The following is a 17,904-nucleotide window of genomic DNA, read 5'->3' on the forward strand; positions in this document are numbered from 1 at the left end:
CATGCTCTACCCCGCCACCCTATCTGCCGATCTGCAGTACCTGGCCCAGCGCTACGCGTGGAACGACGAGGACAAGTCCGAGGTGCGCGCGGCTTTTACCGACAACCCCGAGATGGTCCACTTCTTCACGGTCTTGGCCGCGGCCCACCGAGCCGGATACGAGCAATGCGCCTCGAATGGCTTCATCCGCCTGCAGGCGTGGTGCGCCGATCAGGGCATCGGCGACCCGTTCGCTGCTGGCTTCGACTTGCCGGCCCTTGATGCGATGGCGTTGCACCTACGAAAGGAACATGCATGAGGACGAAACAGACTGTTCCAGAGGACGTGCGTAGGCGCGTCCTGGAACTGCGCCACACCTGCTCCCTGCAGGAGGTGTCCAGGCACACGGGCGTCCCGCTCGGAACCGTGAAGACGATCTGCTCGCGCTCGGGCGTATTTCGGGATAACCCGAAGCACCGCGCGTTGTTCGCGCTGCCGCCCATCGTTGAGAGCGAATCGCGCCAACTTGCGGTGCCGACCATGCCGCCGCAAGAGAAGGTGACCGGCGATAAGGAGATCGATGCGGTTCTGTGGCTGCAACAGGTGGTTGCAACTGGTCAGGCGGACTTGATCGCGAAGGCTATGGAGGCATTGAAGAAGATCAAGACCCCGATGGCGATTCTGGAAAAGCGCTACCGCGATTTCGTGATGAGGAAGAACCCTGGGAACTTGTTTGCCTTGCTGCCGACGATTGGCTTCGGGAAATTGAACGACCAGGCTGAGCGTGCCGTCAGCCGCAATGCTTCAGCCCAGGAAGCGATTGCGAGGTTCGGAAGTGAAGACGCCTGTTTCATCAGTACGCCGGCCGAGGAATTCATTATCGCTCTGCTGAAGGAAGTCGACTTCATAGGCGAGGATGACTTCGGCCTCCCTCAGTTGACCGATGAAGTGAAAACCTGCTTCCAGCAGGTTTCGGACTACCTGCCGCATACCCTCTCTGACTGCCTTCATGAGCTGCGCTACTGGAATGACCTGTACCGCTTGCGTCATGCGCTTGACCCAAATTGTGGCGATTCCATTCACGAAGAATGGGTGCGTCGCGATTTCATCTTCCACCTGATGGCCACGATCCGGCCGAAAGACCGGGATGAGGCTGCCACAGTCATGCGGTTCATGTTTGACGATGACGATGGCAACCATATGGACAAGAAAGAAGCAAGGGACATCCTGCTCAACTTGGTCGGATGAGCAATGAACATCTCTTCAAGAGATGTAGTTTCCGGGGCACAAGAACGGGTGAATGCAACGCTCAGAGCCTCATTTCCTCGCGCGTGCGCGCGCGTTTGCGGTACGTGACAGAACCGATTTGGTCGGGTCAGTTGTCGCGCAACTTTGTAGCACCAACCACAGGAGAAAAGCATGACCAAGCACTACATCGGCACCAAGAACGTTCTGGCCTGGCCGGAGGTGAAAGACGGCAAAGAAGGCTATGCCGTGAAGTATTCGGACGGCTACACCAGCTGGAGCCCGAAGGACGTTTTCGAAGCCGCATACATCGACATCGGCCATGTAGGCCATCTGCCGCCGCACCAGCAGCGCGTGGTGGGCGAGAAGGCCGAGCTGGATGACAAGCTGATCAAGCTGACGGGCTTCATTGGCACGCCGATTTTCGCGGGGCTGGATGAACTGGAGCAGGGTCGTATGCGCGAGCAAGCGCGCTTCATGCTGGCCTATTCCAACACCTTGGGCGCACGTATCGCAGCGTTCTAACCCTCCACCGCGCCCGGCTCCGGCCGGGCAGTTTGCCAACTTGCACCGGATCGCAAACATGAAGCCCATCACCCTGACCCTGCCGTATCCCCTGAGCGCCAATCGCTACTGGCGCCCCGTGAAGCTCGGCACGCACATCAGCATCGTGCCCACCAAGGAAGCCAAGCAATTCCGCACCGAAATCGGCTGGCTGGTGAAGAAGGCCGGTATCACCACCCCCATGCCGGGCCGTGTGCAGATCGATGTCCGGCTGTATCCCAACCGCCCGCAGGACTGGCAGAAGCGCCAGCGCCTCCATGGCGCTATCTGGGATGACACCGTCATGTGCATCGACCTGGACAACGCCAACAAGGTGCTGCTGGACGCCCTCAAGGGCGTGGCCATCGAGGATGACAAGTGGGTGCGCCGCATCGTGGCCGAGCGCATGGAGCCGGATGAGAAGGGCGCACGCGTGGTGCTCACCATCACGCCGCTAGGCGTGGCGCAGCCTCAAGCCGGCCTGTTTGGCGAGGCAGCATGATGGACCTGCGCAACCCACCGCCGCTGGTGGCCTTCGCGCAGAACCTGGCTGTTGCGGCCCACCGCCGCAGCCAGGAACAGCAGCGCATCGCTGATCTGCACCTGCAGGCAGATTCCGAGGACTGGCATGGCCAGGTCTTTGCACGCACTGATACCGAAGAGGGGGACGATTGATGGACGCTACCGAACTGCTCATGACCCTGGGCGCCCTGCTGCTCGCCTTCGCCTTTGCCGGCGGCCTGGTGCTGGACTTCTTCGATTGGGAGGACGAGTGATGGCCGCACAAGACGACGACTTGTTCCACGGCTACCACTTAGGAATCCAATTGGTAGGCGATGCCATCCACACAAAGATCGAGTACCAGTGCAACCGCTACCGACAAACTGTCATGGAAAGCCTGATACAGACCCGGGATCGACAGATTCGCGAAAAGCTGATTGAGCTGGGCTGGACACCGCCTCCCGATAAGCCATGAAGAACAAGACCCGATACCTGCGCCGCCGGCAGCGGCCACCGACCCCACCGAAGCAGCCGAATGAAGGGAGGGCATGACCGCCATCACCCCACCGCCGCACATCACGCAGCTGGACCTGGACCTGCCAGGCGCCAGCTGTGACGCCCTCCCTACGCCAAAACGTATCCCCCGCCCACGGCCGCAGCTGCCGGCCTATCCCTCGCCAGAGGTGCGCATCGATTGGTTCAACGTCTTCGCCGACCTCAAGCGCGCCGGCTGGAGCATGTACCGCATCGATGAGCAGTTGAATATCTCCAAGAGCACCCTGATGGGCTGGAAGGAAGGCGCTGAGCCCAAGCACTTCGACGGGGAGCGCCTCATCCAGCTCTGGACCGATGTCACCGGCCAGAAGCGGGAGCAGCTTCCCGTTGAGCGCCGCATGCCCTCCGCCTACCAGGCCCGCCGATAGTCGGGATTCCGACCCCCGAGCCGTCCGATACTCCCCGACGTTATCTCCCCGATCAACGTCTGTAGGAGCCAGCATGGCCACCAAATCCAACGTCACGAAAGTCCAAGTCCCGGGCGAAGCTTCCGCCCCTACCCCTGCCGAAGCAGGCGACCAGGCTGCCGATATGGCAGGCAATGACAGTGCGGCCGGTGCCGGCGACGGCGCGGGCGATCCGCTGACCCTGGATGCCGGCGGCACCGAGGGTGCCACGGTGGTCAATGTGGATGCGCTGCGCGAGGAAAACGAAGAGCTGCAGGCCCGTCTGGATGCCCAGGCCGACGAACTGGCGGCGCTCAAGGCGCAGCTGGCCAACACGCCCGCTCAGCCCCTGCAGAAGGCCGAGCCGCTGCGCGCGGGCGGCGCAGGCCGCAATGACTTCAAACACCTGCGCGCCGACCAGGTGGACGTCGGCACCCTGAAGCGTCCCGTCCAGACCAAGGACGGCTGGCTGGTGCCTCCCAAGATCTTCAACGAAAAGGCCTGAGCATGTGCGGCGGAGGAGGTGCCAAGAACCCGGCGCCCACGGTCGATCCGGCGGCTGAACGTCAGAACGCCACCGACCTGGCCAGGGAAGCCACCAATGCCAAGCTGGCGGAGCAGACACGCCTGCGCCAGCGGCAGACGGTGCTGGCTTCAGGCGCCGGTGCAAGTTCGCCATCGGGCGGTGCGGCCCTGGGCGGCACCGGTGCAGTTCAATCCGTCCTGGCCACCGGCAAGGACAAGCTGGGGGCTTCCTGAGCATGGAAAACCGCGCAACCGCGATCCTGCGCCGCAAGAGCGCAATGCAGTCGGCCCGCTCGATCTACGAGCAGAACTGGAAGGACGGCTACGACTACTCGTTCCCGGAGCGCGGTGACGGCTTCTACGGGGAGAAGAGCGACGGCGGTGCACTGCAGGCCAAGCGCGCCCGGCTGTTCGACTCGACCGCGACCGATGCGGGGCAGATCCTGGCCGCCTCCATCATGACCGGTGGCACGCCAAGTAATTCGCGCTGGCTGAGCCTCACCACCGGCCAGGACAACGACGAGGAAGCCCGCTGGCTGGACAACGCCGCCGAGGTCATCTGGCAGAACATCCACGCTTCGAACTACGATTCCGAGGGTATCGACGCCTGCCTGGACATGGTGGCGGCGGGCTGGTTTGTCATGTTCTGCGACTCCCTGGCCGAGGGCGGCTTCAACTTCCAGCTGTTGCCGATGTCCAGCAGCTACATCGCGGCATCCAAGCCGAATGGCCCGGCCGATATCCTGGTGCATGAGTATTGCCTGACGGCTGAGCAGGCGGTGACCAAGTTCGGTAAGGATGCGGTTTCGGAGAAGATCCGCAAGTGCTGCGAGGAAGGCGGCAACCCGGATGAGAAATTCCGATTCATCTGGTCGATCTTCCCCCGCGTGAGCGCCCAGGCGGCCGGCATCCTGGCCAAGAATCTGCCGTTCACCTCCACCCACGTGGATTGCGACAGCAAGACCGTCGTCAAGGAATCCGGGTTCCATGAGTGCCCGTTCTGGGCGCCGCGCTGGTCCAAACTGCCGGGCACGGTCTATCCGGTAGGGCCGATGTACCGGGCAATGCCGGACGTGAAGCAGCTCAATCGCCTGGTCTACCTGGAGGACATGAACGCCGATATCGCAATCTCGGGCATGTGGATTGCCGAAGACGACGGCGTGCTCAACCCGCGCACCGTCAAGATTGGGCCGCGCAAGATCATCGTCGCCAACTCGGTGGACAGCATGAAGCCGCTTACCTCGGGCGCCAATTTCAACCTGTCCTTTTCCAAGAAGGAAGGACTGCAGGCAGCCATCCGCAAGATCCTGATGGCCGACCAGTTGCCGCCTGTCGATAGCCCAGTGCGCACGGCCACCGAGTTCCAGTTGCGCGTGCAGCAGATCCGCCAGGTGCTGGGCCCGGTGTTCGGCCGCATGCAGCCGGAATGGTATGGCCCGATGGTGGTGCGCTGCTTCGGCCTGGCCTTCCGCGCCGGCGTCCTCGGCCAGCCGCCGCAGTCCCTGGCCAATCGCAGCTTCAATGTCGAATTCAAGAGCCCCATGGCCAAGAGCCAGAAGATGGAAGAGGTGAGTTCCATCGAGTCGTCGCTGAATTCCATCGGCCTGATCGCCCAGGCGAAGCAGGACCAGAGTGTATGGGACGTCGTGGACCTGGACGAGGCCGCCCGCCAGATCATCGATGGCCGTGGTGCGCCGGCCTCGATCACCCGCTCGAAGGAAAACATTGCGCAACTGCGCGATCAGCGCGCCCAGGCCCAGCAGCAGGCTGTGCAGCAGCAACAGCAGCATGAGCTGGCCCAGAAGACAGTCCCCATTGCCATGCAACAGGCCAGCAAATGAACGAGCCATACAAACCCACGCCGTCTGATTACAAGCTGATTTTCGAGGATCACAAGGTCGGCGCCGCCATCCTGGAACAGCTCACCCGGGTGTTTGCCCGCCCGGCCGTCGTGCAGGGCGGCATCGACGCCGTTCTGCAGACCTATCACCGCGATGGCTCCCGCCGCGTGCTGGAGCACATCGTCAGCCAGATCAACCGCGCCAATGGCGTTAGCGAAGAAGAGGAGGCCTAAGTGACCATTGATGCAACCCTCACGCAAGACGGCTGGGTGGTTCAGCCTATCAACGCGGGCGTTTTGTCCGCAGTAAAAGACCCCCAGACCAATACCATTGGCCTGATCAATCCTGCCGGCGGCCCGCCGATTGCCTTCCCTGTCGGTGGCGGCGTACCGAAGCGCCACAAGAAGCCGGGCCTGCAGCGACTGGCCTTCTTCGACAAAGCCGCGAACGTGGGCGGTGGCAGTGCCGCCAACTGCGCCGACGTCGCCCTGGACCGCTTCTATCCGTTCACCGGTAACACCAGCGTGGTATTCACGGTCCCGTCCGCCAGCACCTTCCGGTTTTCGCAGGCCGCCGTGCTATCCACCCCGCTGGACATGACCAACGGGCAAATCCACATCAGCATGATCCCGTCCGTCAATGCCTCGATCGCGGCCACGCCGACCGCGATGGTGCTGGAACTGTATTCGGCCGGCACGCCCGCATCGCCCGGCACCAAGTTCATTTCTGCCGATATCCGTGCGGAGCTGCTGGCCAAGATTTCAACGCCAGGCTGCTTCGGCTGTTTCAGCATTTCGGTGGCGGAAATCAACACCCTGAACGGCGGTGCTGTCCTCACCGACAAGCAGGCTGTCCTGTTCGCGATGCTGCGCGTGACCTATGCTGCCGGGTCAATCGGCGGCCAGATGGCCCTGGGTGCGATCGACTATGTTCCGAATGCAAGTACCACAGCACCTGTTCTGCTTTGTTTTGATGATGGCTATCTTGCCAGCAACCTCGTTGCCAAGAGCATCATGGACAAGGCAGGGCTGGTGGGTGTGTTGTACGCCGACCCGCTGTCCAATTCTTTCACGGGTACGCAGACGATCCCGCGCATGACCACCGCCGATATCGATCGGTTTGTCGCTGCCGGCTGGCAGATGGCGTCGCAGCGCTACTCCATTGAGGGCGACAATGCCGCGATGAGTAACGAGGTTTGGCTGGAATATCAGAAGGCAAACCTGAACATGCGTCGCAGCATGGGCTGGCCAGGTGGCGAAGATGGTTCGTGGTATGGCGGTGCGGCCAATCCCTTCAATAACGGCAACACGGACACCTTGATTGCCAAGCGGCGGTACGCGCAGCGCCTATATCGCACAATCCGCGGCTACTACTTCAACCCGCTGTCGGTCACCGAGACCTGGCCATTTGGTGATCCCATGGCAGTACGCAGTTGCGGCTTCAATGCCTTCGGAAACAGCTCTGCTGCCAACGTCGGTGCCAACACCATGGGGTGCCTGACGAAGGCAGGTGCGTCAAAGGGCGCTGTAGTTTTCACGTTGCACGGCGAACTGGACAACGCATTCAACAACAATCAGGCGCTCACGGACGCCAATATCGCTGCTTTCCAGGCCATCGTAGACACGGTTGTGGCCAACCCCGGCACCTACAAGAACGTCACCATGATGGACCTGGCACCGAGCTAATCACGACGCATCAGCAGCTGTTTCGTATCAATCAAATTTCACAGGAGAAGCAAACATGAAAATCATCCGGAGAAACTGGTATGTCCTCATGCAAGAAGCAGGTGACGGTGGTGCTGGTGGGGCAGGTGGCGGCGAGGCTGGTGGCGCAGCTGCGGCAGGCGCTGGTGCAGGGGGTGGTGGTGAAGGTGGAGGCGCTGCCGCCGCACCCGGAAGCGTGCTTGCAGCAGGTGCTGCTGGTACCGGTGGCGAAGGCGAGGAATTCAGCTTCATCCCCGAGAAGCTCCGGGTCTCGTCCGAAGATGGCAAGTTCGACCTGGCCGCGTCCTCCAAGAAGATGGCCGAGGCCTACGGCAACCTGGAAAAGCGCTTCGGTTCCGGCGATGTCCCGCCGAAGTCAGCCGAAGAATATGCGGTCACGGTACCGGATGCATTCAAGGAATCCTGGAAGCCGGAAGAAGATCAATCGTTTCAAGACTTCCGCGCCAAGGCCTTCGAAGCGGGCATGACCCAGAAGCAGCTCGATCTGGTGATGGGCCAGTATTTCGACATGGCGCCCAAGCTGGTGGCCGGCGCGGCCGTCATGGACAGCACCGCCTGCACCACCGAGCTGCAGAAGGAATGGGCTACCCCGGCCACCTTCCAGCGCAATGTCGGCCTGGCCTACTCGGCTGCGTCGGCGCTCGCCGGCAAGGCGGGGATGGACGTGCAGCAGATCATGACCGGCCCGCTGGCGAACAATCCCCAGTTCCTGAAGCTGATGGCGGCCCTGGGTCCGGAGCTGGCCGAGGACAAGAACCCGAACGGCGGCGATGTGATGAGCGCTGATGCCATCGAGGACCTGATGGCCAGCGAGGCATACACCAATCCTGGTCACAAGGATCACGCCCGCGTCAGCCAGAAGGTCAAGGCGCACTTCGAAAAAGCCTACGGCACTGAAGCTGCCGCGTAACACCCCTTCCATTTAGTCGGGAAACCGACCCCCACCCAGCGCGACCATTGCGGGCAGATACAGGCCCGTGGTGGTGCGCGGACAACCTGCAAATACCCTCCAGCACACGCGGTAGCCGGCGCGTGCAGGCGACGGAATCGCAGGCCCGGAGTGACCGGACAACCTGAAAGGCGAATTCTCAATCACCTTTTGGAGATTCAAATGCCCCAGTCCATTACCCAGGCCTTCGTGCAGCAGTTCGATACCTCTATCCGACTGCAGGCCCAGCAACGTCGTGCGCGCTTCGAACCCCGCGTGACTGATCGCGGCAACATCGTGGGCGAGTCGTTCACTGCGAACCGCCTGGACGTCCTTGCCGACACTCCCGAGAACACCACCCGCCACGGCGACACCGTCTGGTCGGACGCCAACCACACCACCCGCGTGGCGCTGATGCGCGACTTCTACCAGGCCCTGCCGGTGGACCGTGCCGATGAGCCCAAGGTGCTGGCCAACCCCAGCGGCTCCTACATGGACTCGCTGAACGCTGCCTGGAACCGCCGCAAGGACCAGATCATCTTCTCGGCTGCCATCGGCAATGCACAGGCCAAGGACGGCACCCTCATCGCCTTGCCGTCGAATCAGATCATCCTGAACGGTGGCACCGGCTTCACCAAGGCCAAGCTGATCACCGCCAAGAAGATCTTCCGTTCGAACGAGGCCGACGAGCAGGCAGATGTGCCGGAAGAACTGAGCATCGCCTACACCTCCGACATGCTGGAAGACATCCTGTCGGATACCACGCTGACCTCGGCCGACTTCATGGCCGTGAAGATGCTGCAGTCCGGTGATGTCTCGGGCAAGTGGATGGGCTTCAACTGGGTGCCCTACGAGAAGGTGCAGAACACTGCGGGCGTGCTGCGCACCATGGCCTGGGCCAAGTCCTCGATCCACTTCGGTACCGGCTTCTTCGAAGGTCGTGCGCAGCGCCGTGGCGACAAGAAGGACACGCTGCAGCTGTCGGCCGCCGGCTCGGTGGGCGCCGTCCGCGTCTGGGACTACGGCGTCGTGGCCATCGACTTCGTGTAACCCAGCCCTGACATCAACCTCATTCACTCATTGAAAGGAGCCAGTCATGGCTGAAGTCAACACCACCCAGGGCGCGAAGATCGTGAACCGCACCCCCAAGCTGCTGCCGCATGAATCCTTCGGCCGCAAGCGCATCCTGGCCGCAAAGATGCCGGCGGCTTTCGCCCAGCTGGCGATCAACGACACGATCTTCATCGGTCGTGTCCCTTCCGGCAGCCGCTTCACCCTGAACAGCAAGGTGAGCTGCGCCGCTGGTACTGCCAGCTCGACCATCGACATCGGCATCCGCTCGACCGCCACCGGTACCGTCATCGATGCGGATGGCCTGGCCGCTTCCGTGAACACCAATGCCGCCGGCCAGAAGGATGCCAATACCGGCGCCTTGATCGCCAGCGGTGCCGAGTATGTGACCACGGAAGAGGTGGATGTCTATGCCACCGTGACCGGCGCAGTGCTGCAAGCCAACCAGGCGCTGAAGTTCGAAATCGAGTACGTCAACGACTGATCGATCCTGCTGCTGTCTCGTCCCGCCCGTGCGGGTTTATCCAAACCGGGGGCCTTGCTCCCGGTTTTTTTGATGGTGCCCCATGCCAAGTGCCGTTTCCATCTGCTCCAATGCCTTGCTCAAGCTCGGCGCCAAGACGATTGCCTCCTTTGCGGAGGGAAGCGATCACGCCACGCTGGCCAGCAACCTATTCCCATCCGTGCGCGATTCCATGCTGCGTGCTCACTACTGGAATTGCGCCATCAAGCGCGTGCTGCTTTCACCGCTGACCCAGACCCCGGCCTTCGACTTCGCCTACCAGTTCTCTCTGCCGGGCGACTGGATTCGCACCGTGCAGGTCGGCCGCAAGGGGTACCAGATTCCATACCGCAGCGAGGGCCGCAACATCCTGTCGGATGCTGCCCAGCTACCGCTGGTCTATGTTTTCAGGAACGAGAACCCGGCATCGTGGAGCACGAATTTCATTCGAGTGATGGAGCAGGCCATGGCCGCAGAAATGGCCTACGCCGTGACGGCCTCCAGCAGCCTGCGGGACAGCATGAATGCTGAACTGCAGCAGATGCTCAAGGTGGCCAAGGCCATCGACGGCCAGGACGATCCGCCGGAAGAGTTCGAAGAGGGCTCCCTGGTCGAATCGCGGTTCTCTTGAGGAAAGGGGACTGACATGCCGCGCGTCAACATCATCCAAACCAATTTCACCGCAGGCGAAATCACCCCGCGCTGCTTCGGCCGCGTCGATATCGCCCGGTACCAGAATGGCGCCGAGTCCCTGGAAAACTGCATGGTGACCATCCACGGCGGCGCATTCCGCCGCTACGGCAGTGGATATCAGGCCGCTGCCAAGATCGCTGAACGAATCTGCCGCCTGATCCCGTTCGTCTTCAGCACCACCCAGGCCTACATTCTGGAGTTCGGCCATCAGTACGTGCGCTTCTTCAACCAGGGCGGCGGCCAGATTATCTCGGGCGGTGTACCGTTGGAACTGACGACGCCTTATACCGAAGACATGCTGCGCCAGATCGATTTCACCCAGGGCGCAGACACCATGTTGATTTTCCATCCCGATGTCCCGACTCAGATGCTGCGCCGGCTGGGCGCAGCGTCCTGGCGCCTGGAGGCCGCGCCATTCACCACCGTTCCCTTTGATGAGGTAGGCGAGCGCTTCAATACCGCGCTCACGATCAACGATCCAACTGTGGGCGGGAGCCGCACCTTCACGGCCGGCGCCGGAGTGTTCTTGCTGGGGGACCGCGACCGGCGTATCACGTATGAGGGCGGCAGCGCGATCATCACCGGTTTCAACAGTGCCAATCAGCTGGTGGGCACGATCACCTCTCCATTCCCGGGGACTAGCGTTCCTGCCAATGAGTGGGTGCTGGAGGACTCGCCGCAGGATGCAATCACGCCAGGCGCAAAGGATCCTGTCGGCATCACCATTTCTGTTACCTCGACGGGGGATGCATTCCGGGCATCGATGGTCGGCCGGTTCATTGAAATCAACAGCGGACTGCTGTATGTCAATGGCTTTGTGAACGCGCAGAGCATCCAGGCCAATATCATCAAGGCACTCGATTCGGTGACCGGCGCTCCCAAGGGTGCCTGGAAGCTCCTCGGCGCAATGTGGAACGAGTTTGATGGCTATCCGAACACGGGGGCGTTCTACGAGCAGCGCCTTGTTACCGGCGGATCGCGGGGCTATCCGCAAACCATCTGGGGAAGCCAGACGGGCGTCTTCTTCGACTACACCATCGGGACCGACGACTCCGACGCTTTCTCGTTCACGCTGCCATCTACCGGCCAGATCAACCCGATCACGCGCATGGCGTCCACTGACGTGCTGCTCATGATGACCTACGGCGGCGAGTACACGGCCACCGGTGGGGTGGAGAAGCCGCTGACGCCGACCAATCCGCAGCTCAAGCCGCGCACGCGCTACGGCTGCAACAACGTCAAGCCGATCTTGGTCGGTGACGAGCTGATCTATGTGACGCGCTCGGGCAAGAAGGTGCGCGCCATGTCCTACAACTACGCATCCAACAGCTTCCCGTCCCCCAACATCACCACGCTGGCCGAGCACCTGGTCAAGCCCGGCATCATCGATATGGGGTACCAGCCCGAGCCCGATGGCCGGCTGTGGTGCGTGCGCACTGACGGCAAGATCGCCGCGCTGACCATCGATAGAGATGAGGGCGTCACAGCCTGGTCACCGCTGTCTACTGACGGCATTTATGAATCGGTGGCGGTCATCCCGAACAACGGTATCGATGAGGTATGGGTAAGCGTGCAGCGCACGATTGATGGCACCGTGCGCCGCTACATTGAGCGCTTCGACGAAAGCCTCCTGACCGACGCGGCAATTCTCGGCACGGATGCTACCGGCAAGACGTTATGGACCGGCCTCAATCACTTGGAGGGAAAAGAGGTCGGCGTGCGGGCTGATGGCACCTATGCCGGGAAATTCACCGTGACCGACGGCGCGATCACGCTCCCGCGCGCGGCCAAGTCCGTGGAAATCGGCATGGTCTACGTGAGCCGGATTGTGCCTCTTCGCCCCGAGATTCAAACCGGGACCGGTACCGCCCAGGGCAGCAACATGAACACCAGCCAGGCCACTGTGCTGGTGCACGAAACCATCGGCGGCAAGATCAACGGCAAGAAGATGACGCAGCGCCGCTTCGGTAGCGACCTGTTGGACAAGGCCATTACGCCGTTTTCCGGCCTGGATCGGATTGGCATCTTGGGCTGGGAGCGTGGGGATTCGCCGCTGGTCCTGGAGCAGGACGAGCCGCTGCCGTTCCATGTTCTGTGTGTCGTCCGTCAATTCACGGTGAACTCATGATCCGGCCGGCGACATTGGATGATCTGAGGGCCATCGTCCTCATGGGGGAGGCCCTCCATCGGGAAAGCCCACGCTGGTCACGCCTGACCTACAGCCGAGCAAAGGCGGCGGACATGCTTGCGCGCCTGATCACCCAGCCCTGGGGCCTGGTGCTGGTGGCCGAAGTGGATGGCGAAATCATCGGAGGCATCGCGGCGATCGCCACCAGCCACTGGAGCAGCACCGATGTGGTGGCAGAGGAAGTCAGCTTCTTCATGAAACCGGAGCATCGAGGCAGCTTGGCCGCGGCGCGCCTGATCTGCTGCATGAAGAAGTGGGCAGAACTGAAAGGGGCTGTATGGCTCCACGCCGGCACGTCGACTGGCGTCAATCCTGAAAGAACGGCCCAGCTCTACGAGAAGCTGGGTTTTACACGTTGTGCAATCGGCTTGGAGGTACTGAACGATGGGAATTGAGACTTCGGCAATTATTTTGCTGGCCGCCACTGCGGCTGGTGCCTATTCGACGCTGGAGGCCGGGCGGAAGCAGGCCAACGCGCAGCAAGCCCAGCAGCAGGAGCTGGTGAATCAGGCTGCCTATGACAAGGACGCAGCCGTGGCGCAGGCCGACAAGATCCGCCGGGCGGCGGCCCAGCAGCAGAGCCAAGCCCGCGCGCAGCTCGCCGGCAGCGGTGCGGCGGTGGGCGAGGGGACTGCCGTCACGATCAACGACACGATCGACCTGAATGCCAACCAGGACGCATATACAGCGCTGCTCAGCGGCAGCCGGTCGGCTGGCACTTCGCTGCGCCAGGCCTCTGCCTATGGCCAGGCTGCCGCAGATTCGGCCAGCGCCAGCTACCTGAACGCGGCGTCCTCGGTGCTGGCGACCGGGGCCGCCATCGGAAAAGGCTGGAAAACGCCTGCGAGCAGTGCGCCCAGCAGCCTCGGCAGTGGAATTACTGCGCCGGCCAACGCCCTGATCGGCTGACAAGGACGAAAAATGCAAATCAATCTTGGCAATTTCGGCAATGCCGTAGCGCAGCCCGAGCGTGCGGCGCCAGTGCAGGCGAACACCGCCACCGAGCAGGCGCTGGGCAATGTGGCGCGCGCAGGCCAGCAGTTGGCCGTCACTTTCCAGCAGGTCGACGAGCAGAAGCAGCGCATGCAGGCGGCTTCATCCCTGGCCAGCCTGAACAACGATCTGCACGATATCTACGACTCGGTCTCTCGCGATGTGCAGGCTGGCGTGATCAAGCCCGAGAACGCCGTCGATGCCTACAACGGCCGGGCCGCAGATGCACGCAAGGCGCGGACCGATGGCCTGACGCCGTACCAGATCGAGACCATGGATCCGCACTTGACCAGTACCATGGGCACGCTGACGCGCAACCTGCAGGGCGTGGCGATCAAGAAGACTCAGGACGATATCGGCGCCGATCTGCTCAACACTGGCGAGACCTTGCAGCGCCAGGCCATGCGCGATATGCCGGGAGCAATCGCCCAGTATAAGGACATGGTCAACATCATGGGTCCGAAGGCTGGATGGAACGAACTGCAGATGGCAAAAGCGATTCAGGGCTTTACAGAAAACGCTTCGTTCAACTTCGCCAATGCCACCCTGGAGGGCGCCGCGCAAACCGGCGACAAGGCGCTGGTGCAGGACGCGCTGGCGAAAATCCAGGGGCCGGATGGCGAAATGATCGACCCGCACAAGCGCACGTCGCTGATTACCAAGGCCTACGGCTACATCAACGGTATCGACGCGGCGGCACAGCGCGATGCTGACCGTGCGCAGCGGGAGCAGCAGGCCCGTGAGAATGCGGCAGTGGATGTCTACAACTCCAATTACGATATGGCAATGAAAGGCCGCTACCTGTCGACCGAGGCCATCAATGCCCTTGCTGAAGCAACTGCCGGTACCAAGATGGCCGGCCAGGCGCAGGAGTTGGTCAAGTCGCAAGCCAAAATTGCCGGATTTGCCTCGATGTCTCTACCGGAGATGCGCGCCACTGTGGAGCGTATGAACGCCGCCGGTTCTGATCCGAAAATCGGTGTGACTCCGCTGGAACAGAAAGTTACCGAGCAGTTCAAGAGCATCCTGTCCGCCAGCGAGAAGGCCTATGCCGAGAATCCTTGGCAGGCGGCGCAAGAGCGTGGCGCGATCAAGGATGCACCGACCATCCAGCTGAACAACATTGATGACGCCGTGCAGGTGCTACGGCAGCGCATGAGCGTTATCGGCCAGGTCGAGATCAAAGCCGGGCGCAAGGTGTCGCCGCTCCAGCCCGAAGAAGCCAGCCAGATTGCCCGGGTGATCCGCATGCTTCCCCCAGATCAGCAGTCTGGCGCTCTGGCCAGCATCGGGACCATCGTTCCAGATGCCGACCGCCTGGCCGCCCTGGCCAAGCAGATGCACGACAAGGACAACGTGCTGGGCATGGCCATGATGCTGGCGGGCGACCGCACCACGCAGGGCCGCTACAGCAGCGAGCTGCTGCTGCGCGGAGACAGGGCGATCAAGGACAAGGCCATCATGATGGACACGGCCAAGGAAACCGGCTGGCGCGGCAGCATCGCAAACCTGGTGGGGGACGCCTTCCCTAATCAGGAGGTGCGGCAGCAGGTCATCGACTCGGCATACCTGATCAATGCTGGCATCGTGGCTGATGGTGGAAGCTCGGACCCTGCCCGGGCATTGCGCCTGACCGTCGGCAGCATCGTGGAGCGCAACGGCGTCAAGGTACCGCTGCCGCGCGGCATGGAAGAGGGTGATTTCGAAAAGCGCCTGAAGGCGGTCACCGCTGCCGATATCGCCGCCCAGACTACGGATAAGGTCTATGCCGGTGCCCAGGCTATCCCGGTTGCCGACTTCGTCAAGCAGCTCCCCAATGCCGCCCTCGTCAGCGCTGGCCAGGGCCGGTACAACGTCAAGGCCGGCGGCACGCTGGTGACGAACAGCCAGGGCCAGCGGATCACCATCAGGATTTCCCCATGATCGAAAACATGTTCCAAGACGGCACCGACAAGGTGCTGGACGATCGCGTGGCGCGCCCGGTTGCAGAACCGCCGGCGCGCCCGTCGTTTGGTTTGAGCCTGTGGAACACCACCAAGGCGCTGCCCAAGGGCGTGGCCACCGGTGCCACCGAGTCGGCCGCGTTCGGCTCGGACATCCTGGGCGCCTTCGGTGCTGTCCAAGGGGGCTATGGCGTGCAGGCCGATCCAGCCATGCTGTTCGACAGCGACATGCAGCAGCGGGTCGCCGGCGCCGAAGGCCAGAAGGCCCGGGAGGATGTCCAGTCCGGCGCGGCCTTCACCAGCGAGACCGGCACCAGCCTGCGCGCCACTGCCCGCACCATGATGCCGGACGCCACCACCAGCAATGCGGCCGAGAACATCCTGTTCGGCCTGGGCCGCTTCGGCGTCAAGGCCGTGGCCTATTCCGTGCTGGGTACCCCGATTCCTGGCGCAGTCTTCACCGGTACCGATGAGGCGTTCGTGGAGGCGCAGCGACTGCAGGAACAGGGTGTGGACTTCGAAACTCGGACCAAGGCGGCGATTGCGGCTGGCGGCGCGGCTGCTGCTGCCACGGCACTGCCTGTGGCTGGCAAGACCGTCGGCCAGACGGTGGGCCTGGTGGCGGCAGGCGGCCCCGGTACCTTCATCGCGCAGCAGGCGGCCAGCCGCGCCATCCTCCAGAATGCCGGCTATGACAAGATCGCAGAGCAGTATGACCCATTCGACCCGGTAGGCCTGGCCGTCGCCACCCTGATCCCTGCAGGCTTCGGTGCCTATGCCTCGCGCGGCATGCGCAATGCCCGCCCGGTGGCCGCGCCGATGGATGCAGCAGCTTCCCGCGAGCTGGTGCAGATGGGCATGAACGAGCGGCAGGCGCTGCGCTTCGACGACGCCCGGCTCGACGCCTATGCGGTCACCGCCGCCCAGCGGGCAGGCGTGCCGCCCGAGGTGCTGCTGGCCGCGAAGAATGCCGGCGAGCGCTCCAGCAGCAGCGCCGCCACTTCCCCGGTGGGCGCCAAGGGCATCATGCAGTTCATGGATGCGACCTGGCAACAGTACGGCAAAGGCAACGTGCGCGACCCGGTGGCCTCGATCGATGCCGGAGCTGCCTATCTGGCCGACCTGGGCAAGCAGTATGGTGGCGACTGGCGGGCCGCGCTGGCGCACTACAACGGCGGCACGCTGGCGGGCAAGGCTGTGCAGGCCGGGAAGGCCCCGCCGGCAGCAGAGACCCGCGCCTATCTGGAGCGCACCGACAAGTTCATTGCCGAGCGCCAGGGCACCGAGGCCGGCCGCGCCGCAGCAGCAGACCCCGAAGCCGTGGCCGCCGCCCGCGTCAATCTGATTCGCGAGACCGTCAATTCCTGGAACTTGAAGGACCCCGCCGACATCGCTGGCGCCGAGCAGCACCTGGCCGCTTTCAGCCGGGCGGCGGACCAGCTGAGCGCAGGGGAGCGGGTGGCCGTCAGCGATACCCTGAACTTGGACAATCTGGCGCAGGCGCGCATGCTTGATGACTTCGGCGCCCGGATGGAGGCCATGCGCGCCACCCTGCTGGAAGATGCCGGCAACGTGGCAGAGCCGGGCGCAATTCGCTCGATGCGCGATGAAATCACCGCGCTGCGCCAAACCATCCCAGCTGTTGACGACGCGGCGCTGCGGGCGCGTGCCAAGGAAATCCAGGCCGAGGGCGGCAGCTACAAGCAGGCCCTGGCCACCGCCACCAAGGAACTCAACGGGCGGGCGGCCGAAATCAACCAGCGTATCGACTCCCTGCAGCAGCAGATCGACCGCAATGCCGAGGCCACCCGGGCCAATGAGCAAATTGCCCAGATCGACCAGCAGATTGCCCAGGTGCGCCAGCAGCGCGCCGCAATTGATGCGCCCACCCCGAAGCGCGGCGCGCTGGCCGTGCAGCAGGCGCTGGCCGAGCCGCCCGCGAAAAGTGCCAAATCTGGCACTCTCGAGAGTGGTAAATCCAGTGGTACACCAGCACCTGAAAATTTACCAGCATCCCCGAAAGCCACGCCGCAAGCGGCTGAAGGTGGAAAGCCTGCTGCTGACTCGAGTAGCCAGGCCAGTCCCGTTGCCGCCGTGCTCGACGGCCAGACCGCTGAAATCGGCCGCCTCTCGCCCGACATGATGATCCAGCTGGAAGGCATGGACGCACCGCTGCCGCTGGCCGAGGCGCTGGCCAAGGTCAAGGAAGAGGCCGCCGCCGAGGCCAAGGACGCCGGCCTGCTCCAGGTGGCCGCCGAATGCTTCCTGCGCAATTCTTAACGAGAGG

Annotated in this window: 21 protein-coding genes; all 21 read left to right on the forward strand. The window is 62.9% G+C overall.

Annotation, left to right across the window (positions count from 1 at the left end; all coding sequences use genetic code 11):
- Window position 1 precedes the first annotated feature (1 nt).
- The 21 genes from RC54_RS03885 (at window position 2) to RC54_RS03980 (ending at window position 17,897) form a co-directional block, all read left to right on the forward strand.
- Window positions 2–298 carry a hypothetical protein gene (locus tag RC54_RS03885; protein ID WP_061789268.1) on the forward strand — a complete coding sequence of 99 codons (297 nt, stop codon included), beginning with the start codon at window positions 2–4 and terminating at the stop codon, window positions 296–298.
- Window positions 295–1,227 carry a hypothetical protein gene (locus tag RC54_RS03890; RefSeq protein WP_061789267.1) on the forward strand — a complete coding sequence of 311 codons (933 nt, stop codon included), beginning with the start codon at window positions 295–297 and terminating at the stop codon, window positions 1,225–1,227. The genes RC54_RS03885 and RC54_RS03890 overlap by 4 nt, the downstream gene beginning before the upstream one ends.
- Window positions 1,228–1,398: 171 nt before the next feature.
- On the forward strand, window positions 1,399–1,749 hold the full coding sequence (locus tag RC54_RS03895; protein WP_061789266.1) for a crAss001_48 related protein: 351 nt from the start codon (window positions 1,399–1,401) through the stop codon (window positions 1,747–1,749).
- A 58-nt stretch (window positions 1,750–1,807) separates the two neighbouring features.
- Window positions 1,808–2,269 carry a RusA family crossover junction endodeoxyribonuclease gene (locus tag RC54_RS03900; RefSeq protein ID WP_061789265.1) on the forward strand — a complete coding sequence of 154 codons (462 nt, stop codon included), beginning with the start codon at window positions 1,808–1,810 and terminating at the stop codon, window positions 2,267–2,269.
- The gene (locus tag RC54_RS25010; RefSeq protein ID WP_156481277.1) at window positions 2,266–2,442 is read left to right on the forward strand and encodes a hypothetical protein; all 177 of its coding nucleotides are present in this window, start codon (window positions 2,266–2,268) and stop codon (window positions 2,440–2,442) included. Before RC54_RS03900 ends, RC54_RS25010 begins: the two co-directional genes overlap by 4 nt.
- Window positions 2,443–2,542: 100 nt before the next feature.
- The gene (locus RC54_RS03905; protein ID WP_061789264.1) at window positions 2,543–2,743 is read left to right on the forward strand and encodes a hypothetical protein; all 201 of its coding nucleotides are present in this window, start codon (window positions 2,543–2,545) and stop codon (window positions 2,741–2,743) included.
- A 73-nt stretch (window positions 2,744–2,816) separates the two neighbouring features.
- Window positions 2,817–3,191, forward strand: coding sequence for a hypothetical protein (locus tag RC54_RS25600; RefSeq protein ID WP_082803083.1), 375 nt, complete (start codon window positions 2,817–2,819; stop codon window positions 3,189–3,191).
- A 73-nt stretch (window positions 3,192–3,264) separates the two neighbouring features.
- Window positions 3,265–3,714, forward strand: a complete 450-nt coding sequence (locus RC54_RS03915; RefSeq protein ID WP_061789263.1) for a coiled-coil domain-containing protein — start codon at window positions 3,265–3,267, stop codon at window positions 3,712–3,714.
- A gap of 2 nt (window positions 3,715–3,716) precedes the next feature.
- The gene (locus tag RC54_RS03920) at window positions 3,717–3,968 is read left to right on the forward strand and encodes a hypothetical protein (protein ID WP_061789262.1); all 252 of its coding nucleotides are present in this window, start codon (window positions 3,717–3,719) and stop codon (window positions 3,966–3,968) included.
- Between the two features lie 2 nt (window positions 3,969–3,970).
- Window positions 3,971–5,575: a portal protein gene (locus RC54_RS03925; RefSeq protein WP_061789261.1), complete on the forward strand. Its 1,605-nt coding sequence runs from the start codon at window positions 3,971–3,973 to the stop codon at window positions 5,573–5,575.
- Window positions 5,572–5,808 carry a Bbp19 family protein gene (locus RC54_RS03930; RefSeq protein ID WP_061789260.1) on the forward strand — a complete coding sequence of 79 codons (237 nt, stop codon included), beginning with the start codon at window positions 5,572–5,574 and terminating at the stop codon, window positions 5,806–5,808. The genes RC54_RS03925 and RC54_RS03930 overlap by 4 nt, the downstream gene beginning before the upstream one ends.
- Window positions 5,809–7,260, forward strand: coding sequence for a polysaccharide deacetylase family protein (locus tag RC54_RS03935; protein WP_061789259.1), 1,452 nt, complete (start codon window positions 5,809–5,811; stop codon window positions 7,258–7,260).
- 55 nt (window positions 7,261–7,315) lie between these two features.
- Window positions 7,316–8,209: a hypothetical protein gene (locus tag RC54_RS25605; RefSeq protein WP_156481276.1), complete on the forward strand. Its 894-nt coding sequence runs from the start codon at window positions 7,316–7,318 to the stop codon at window positions 8,207–8,209.
- Window positions 8,210–8,410: 201 nt separating this feature from the next.
- Window positions 8,411–9,277 carry a phage capsid protein gene (locus RC54_RS03945; protein WP_061789257.1) on the forward strand — a complete coding sequence of 289 codons (867 nt, stop codon included), beginning with the start codon at window positions 8,411–8,413 and terminating at the stop codon, window positions 9,275–9,277.
- A 46-nt stretch (window positions 9,278–9,323) separates the two neighbouring features.
- Window positions 9,324–9,782 (forward strand): hypothetical protein, encoded by a 459-nt coding sequence (locus RC54_RS03950; protein ID WP_061789256.1) that lies wholly within the window; start codon window positions 9,324–9,326, stop codon window positions 9,780–9,782.
- Window positions 9,783–9,864: 82 nt separating this feature from the next.
- Window positions 9,865–10,431, forward strand: coding sequence for a phage connector family protein (locus RC54_RS03955; protein ID WP_061789255.1), 567 nt, complete (start codon window positions 9,865–9,867; stop codon window positions 10,429–10,431).
- Window positions 10,432–10,446: 15 nt separating this feature from the next.
- The gene (locus RC54_RS03960) at window positions 10,447–12,621 is read left to right on the forward strand and encodes a phage tail protein (RefSeq protein ID WP_061789254.1); all 2,175 of its coding nucleotides are present in this window, start codon (window positions 10,447–10,449) and stop codon (window positions 12,619–12,621) included.
- 41 nt (window positions 12,622–12,662) lie between these two features.
- Window positions 12,663–13,076: a GNAT family N-acetyltransferase gene (locus RC54_RS03965; protein WP_341867352.1), complete on the forward strand. Its 414-nt coding sequence runs from the start codon at window positions 12,663–12,665 to the stop codon at window positions 13,074–13,076.
- The gene (locus RC54_RS03970; protein WP_156481275.1) at window positions 13,066–13,590 is read left to right on the forward strand and encodes a hypothetical protein; all 525 of its coding nucleotides are present in this window, start codon (window positions 13,066–13,068) and stop codon (window positions 13,588–13,590) included. Before RC54_RS03965 ends, RC54_RS03970 begins: the two co-directional genes overlap by 11 nt.
- Window positions 13,591–13,662: 72 nt before the next feature.
- Window positions 13,663–15,597, forward strand: coding sequence for a hypothetical protein (locus tag RC54_RS03975; RefSeq protein ID WP_156481274.1), 1,935 nt, complete (start codon window positions 13,663–13,665; stop codon window positions 15,595–15,597).
- Complete coding sequence (locus tag RC54_RS03980; protein WP_061789250.1) at window positions 15,594–17,897, forward strand: transglycosylase SLT domain-containing protein; 2,304 nt, start codon at window positions 15,594–15,596, stop codon at window positions 17,895–17,897. The genes RC54_RS03975 and RC54_RS03980 overlap by 4 nt, the downstream gene beginning before the upstream one ends.
- The last annotated feature ends 7 nt before the right edge of the window (window positions 17,898–17,904 follow it).

This window comes from Herbaspirillum rubrisubalbicans (genome assembly GCF_003719195.1).
Lineage (GTDB): Bacteria > Pseudomonadota > Gammaproteobacteria > Burkholderiales > Burkholderiaceae_D > Herbaspirillum > Herbaspirillum rubrisubalbicans.

Bases quoted from the DNA above. Each gene is read 5' to 3' on its own strand.
- RC54_RS03885 (WP_061789268.1), top strand. From the start codon at position 2: ATGCTCTACCCCGCCACCCTATCTGCCGATCTGCAGTACCTGGCCCAG.
- RC54_RS03890 (WP_061789267.1), top strand. From the start codon at position 295: ATGAGGACGAAACAGACTGTTCCAGAGGACGTGCGTAGGCGCGTCCTG.
- RC54_RS03895 (WP_061789266.1), top strand. From the start codon at position 1,399: ATGACCAAGCACTACATCGGCACCAAGAACGTTCTGGCCTGGCCGGAG.
- RC54_RS03900 (WP_061789265.1), top strand. From the start codon at position 1,808: ATGAAGCCCATCACCCTGACCCTGCCGTATCCCCTGAGCGCCAATCGC.
- RC54_RS25010 (WP_156481277.1), top strand. From the start codon at position 2,266: ATGATGGACCTGCGCAACCCACCGCCGCTGGTGGCCTTCGCGCAGAAC.
- RC54_RS03905 (WP_061789264.1), top strand. From the start codon at position 2,543: ATGGCCGCACAAGACGACGACTTGTTCCACGGCTACCACTTAGGAATC.
- RC54_RS25600 (WP_082803083.1), top strand. From the start codon at position 2,817: ATGACCGCCATCACCCCACCGCCGCACATCACGCAGCTGGACCTGGAC.
- RC54_RS03915 (WP_061789263.1), top strand. From the start codon at position 3,265: ATGGCCACCAAATCCAACGTCACGAAAGTCCAAGTCCCGGGCGAAGCT.
- RC54_RS03920 (WP_061789262.1), top strand. From the start codon at position 3,717: ATGTGCGGCGGAGGAGGTGCCAAGAACCCGGCGCCCACGGTCGATCCG.
- RC54_RS03925 (WP_061789261.1), top strand. From the start codon at position 3,971: ATGGAAAACCGCGCAACCGCGATCCTGCGCCGCAAGAGCGCAATGCAG.
- RC54_RS03930 (WP_061789260.1), top strand. From the start codon at position 5,572: ATGAACGAGCCATACAAACCCACGCCGTCTGATTACAAGCTGATTTTC.
- RC54_RS25605 (WP_156481276.1), top strand. From the start codon at position 7,316: ATGAAAATCATCCGGAGAAACTGGTATGTCCTCATGCAAGAAGCAGGT.
- RC54_RS03945 (WP_061789257.1), top strand. From the start codon at position 8,411: ATGCCCCAGTCCATTACCCAGGCCTTCGTGCAGCAGTTCGATACCTCT.
- RC54_RS03950 (WP_061789256.1), top strand. From the start codon at position 9,324: ATGGCTGAAGTCAACACCACCCAGGGCGCGAAGATCGTGAACCGCACC.
- RC54_RS03955 (WP_061789255.1), top strand. From the start codon at position 9,865: ATGCCAAGTGCCGTTTCCATCTGCTCCAATGCCTTGCTCAAGCTCGGC.
- RC54_RS03960 (WP_061789254.1), top strand. From the start codon at position 10,447: ATGCCGCGCGTCAACATCATCCAAACCAATTTCACCGCAGGCGAAATC.
- RC54_RS03965 (WP_341867352.1), top strand. From the start codon at position 12,663: ATGGGGGAGGCCCTCCATCGGGAAAGCCCACGCTGGTCACGCCTGACC.
- RC54_RS03970 (WP_156481275.1), top strand. From the start codon at position 13,066: ATGGGAATTGAGACTTCGGCAATTATTTTGCTGGCCGCCACTGCGGCT.
- RC54_RS03980 (WP_061789250.1), top strand. From the start codon at position 15,594: ATGATCGAAAACATGTTCCAAGACGGCACCGACAAGGTGCTGGACGAT.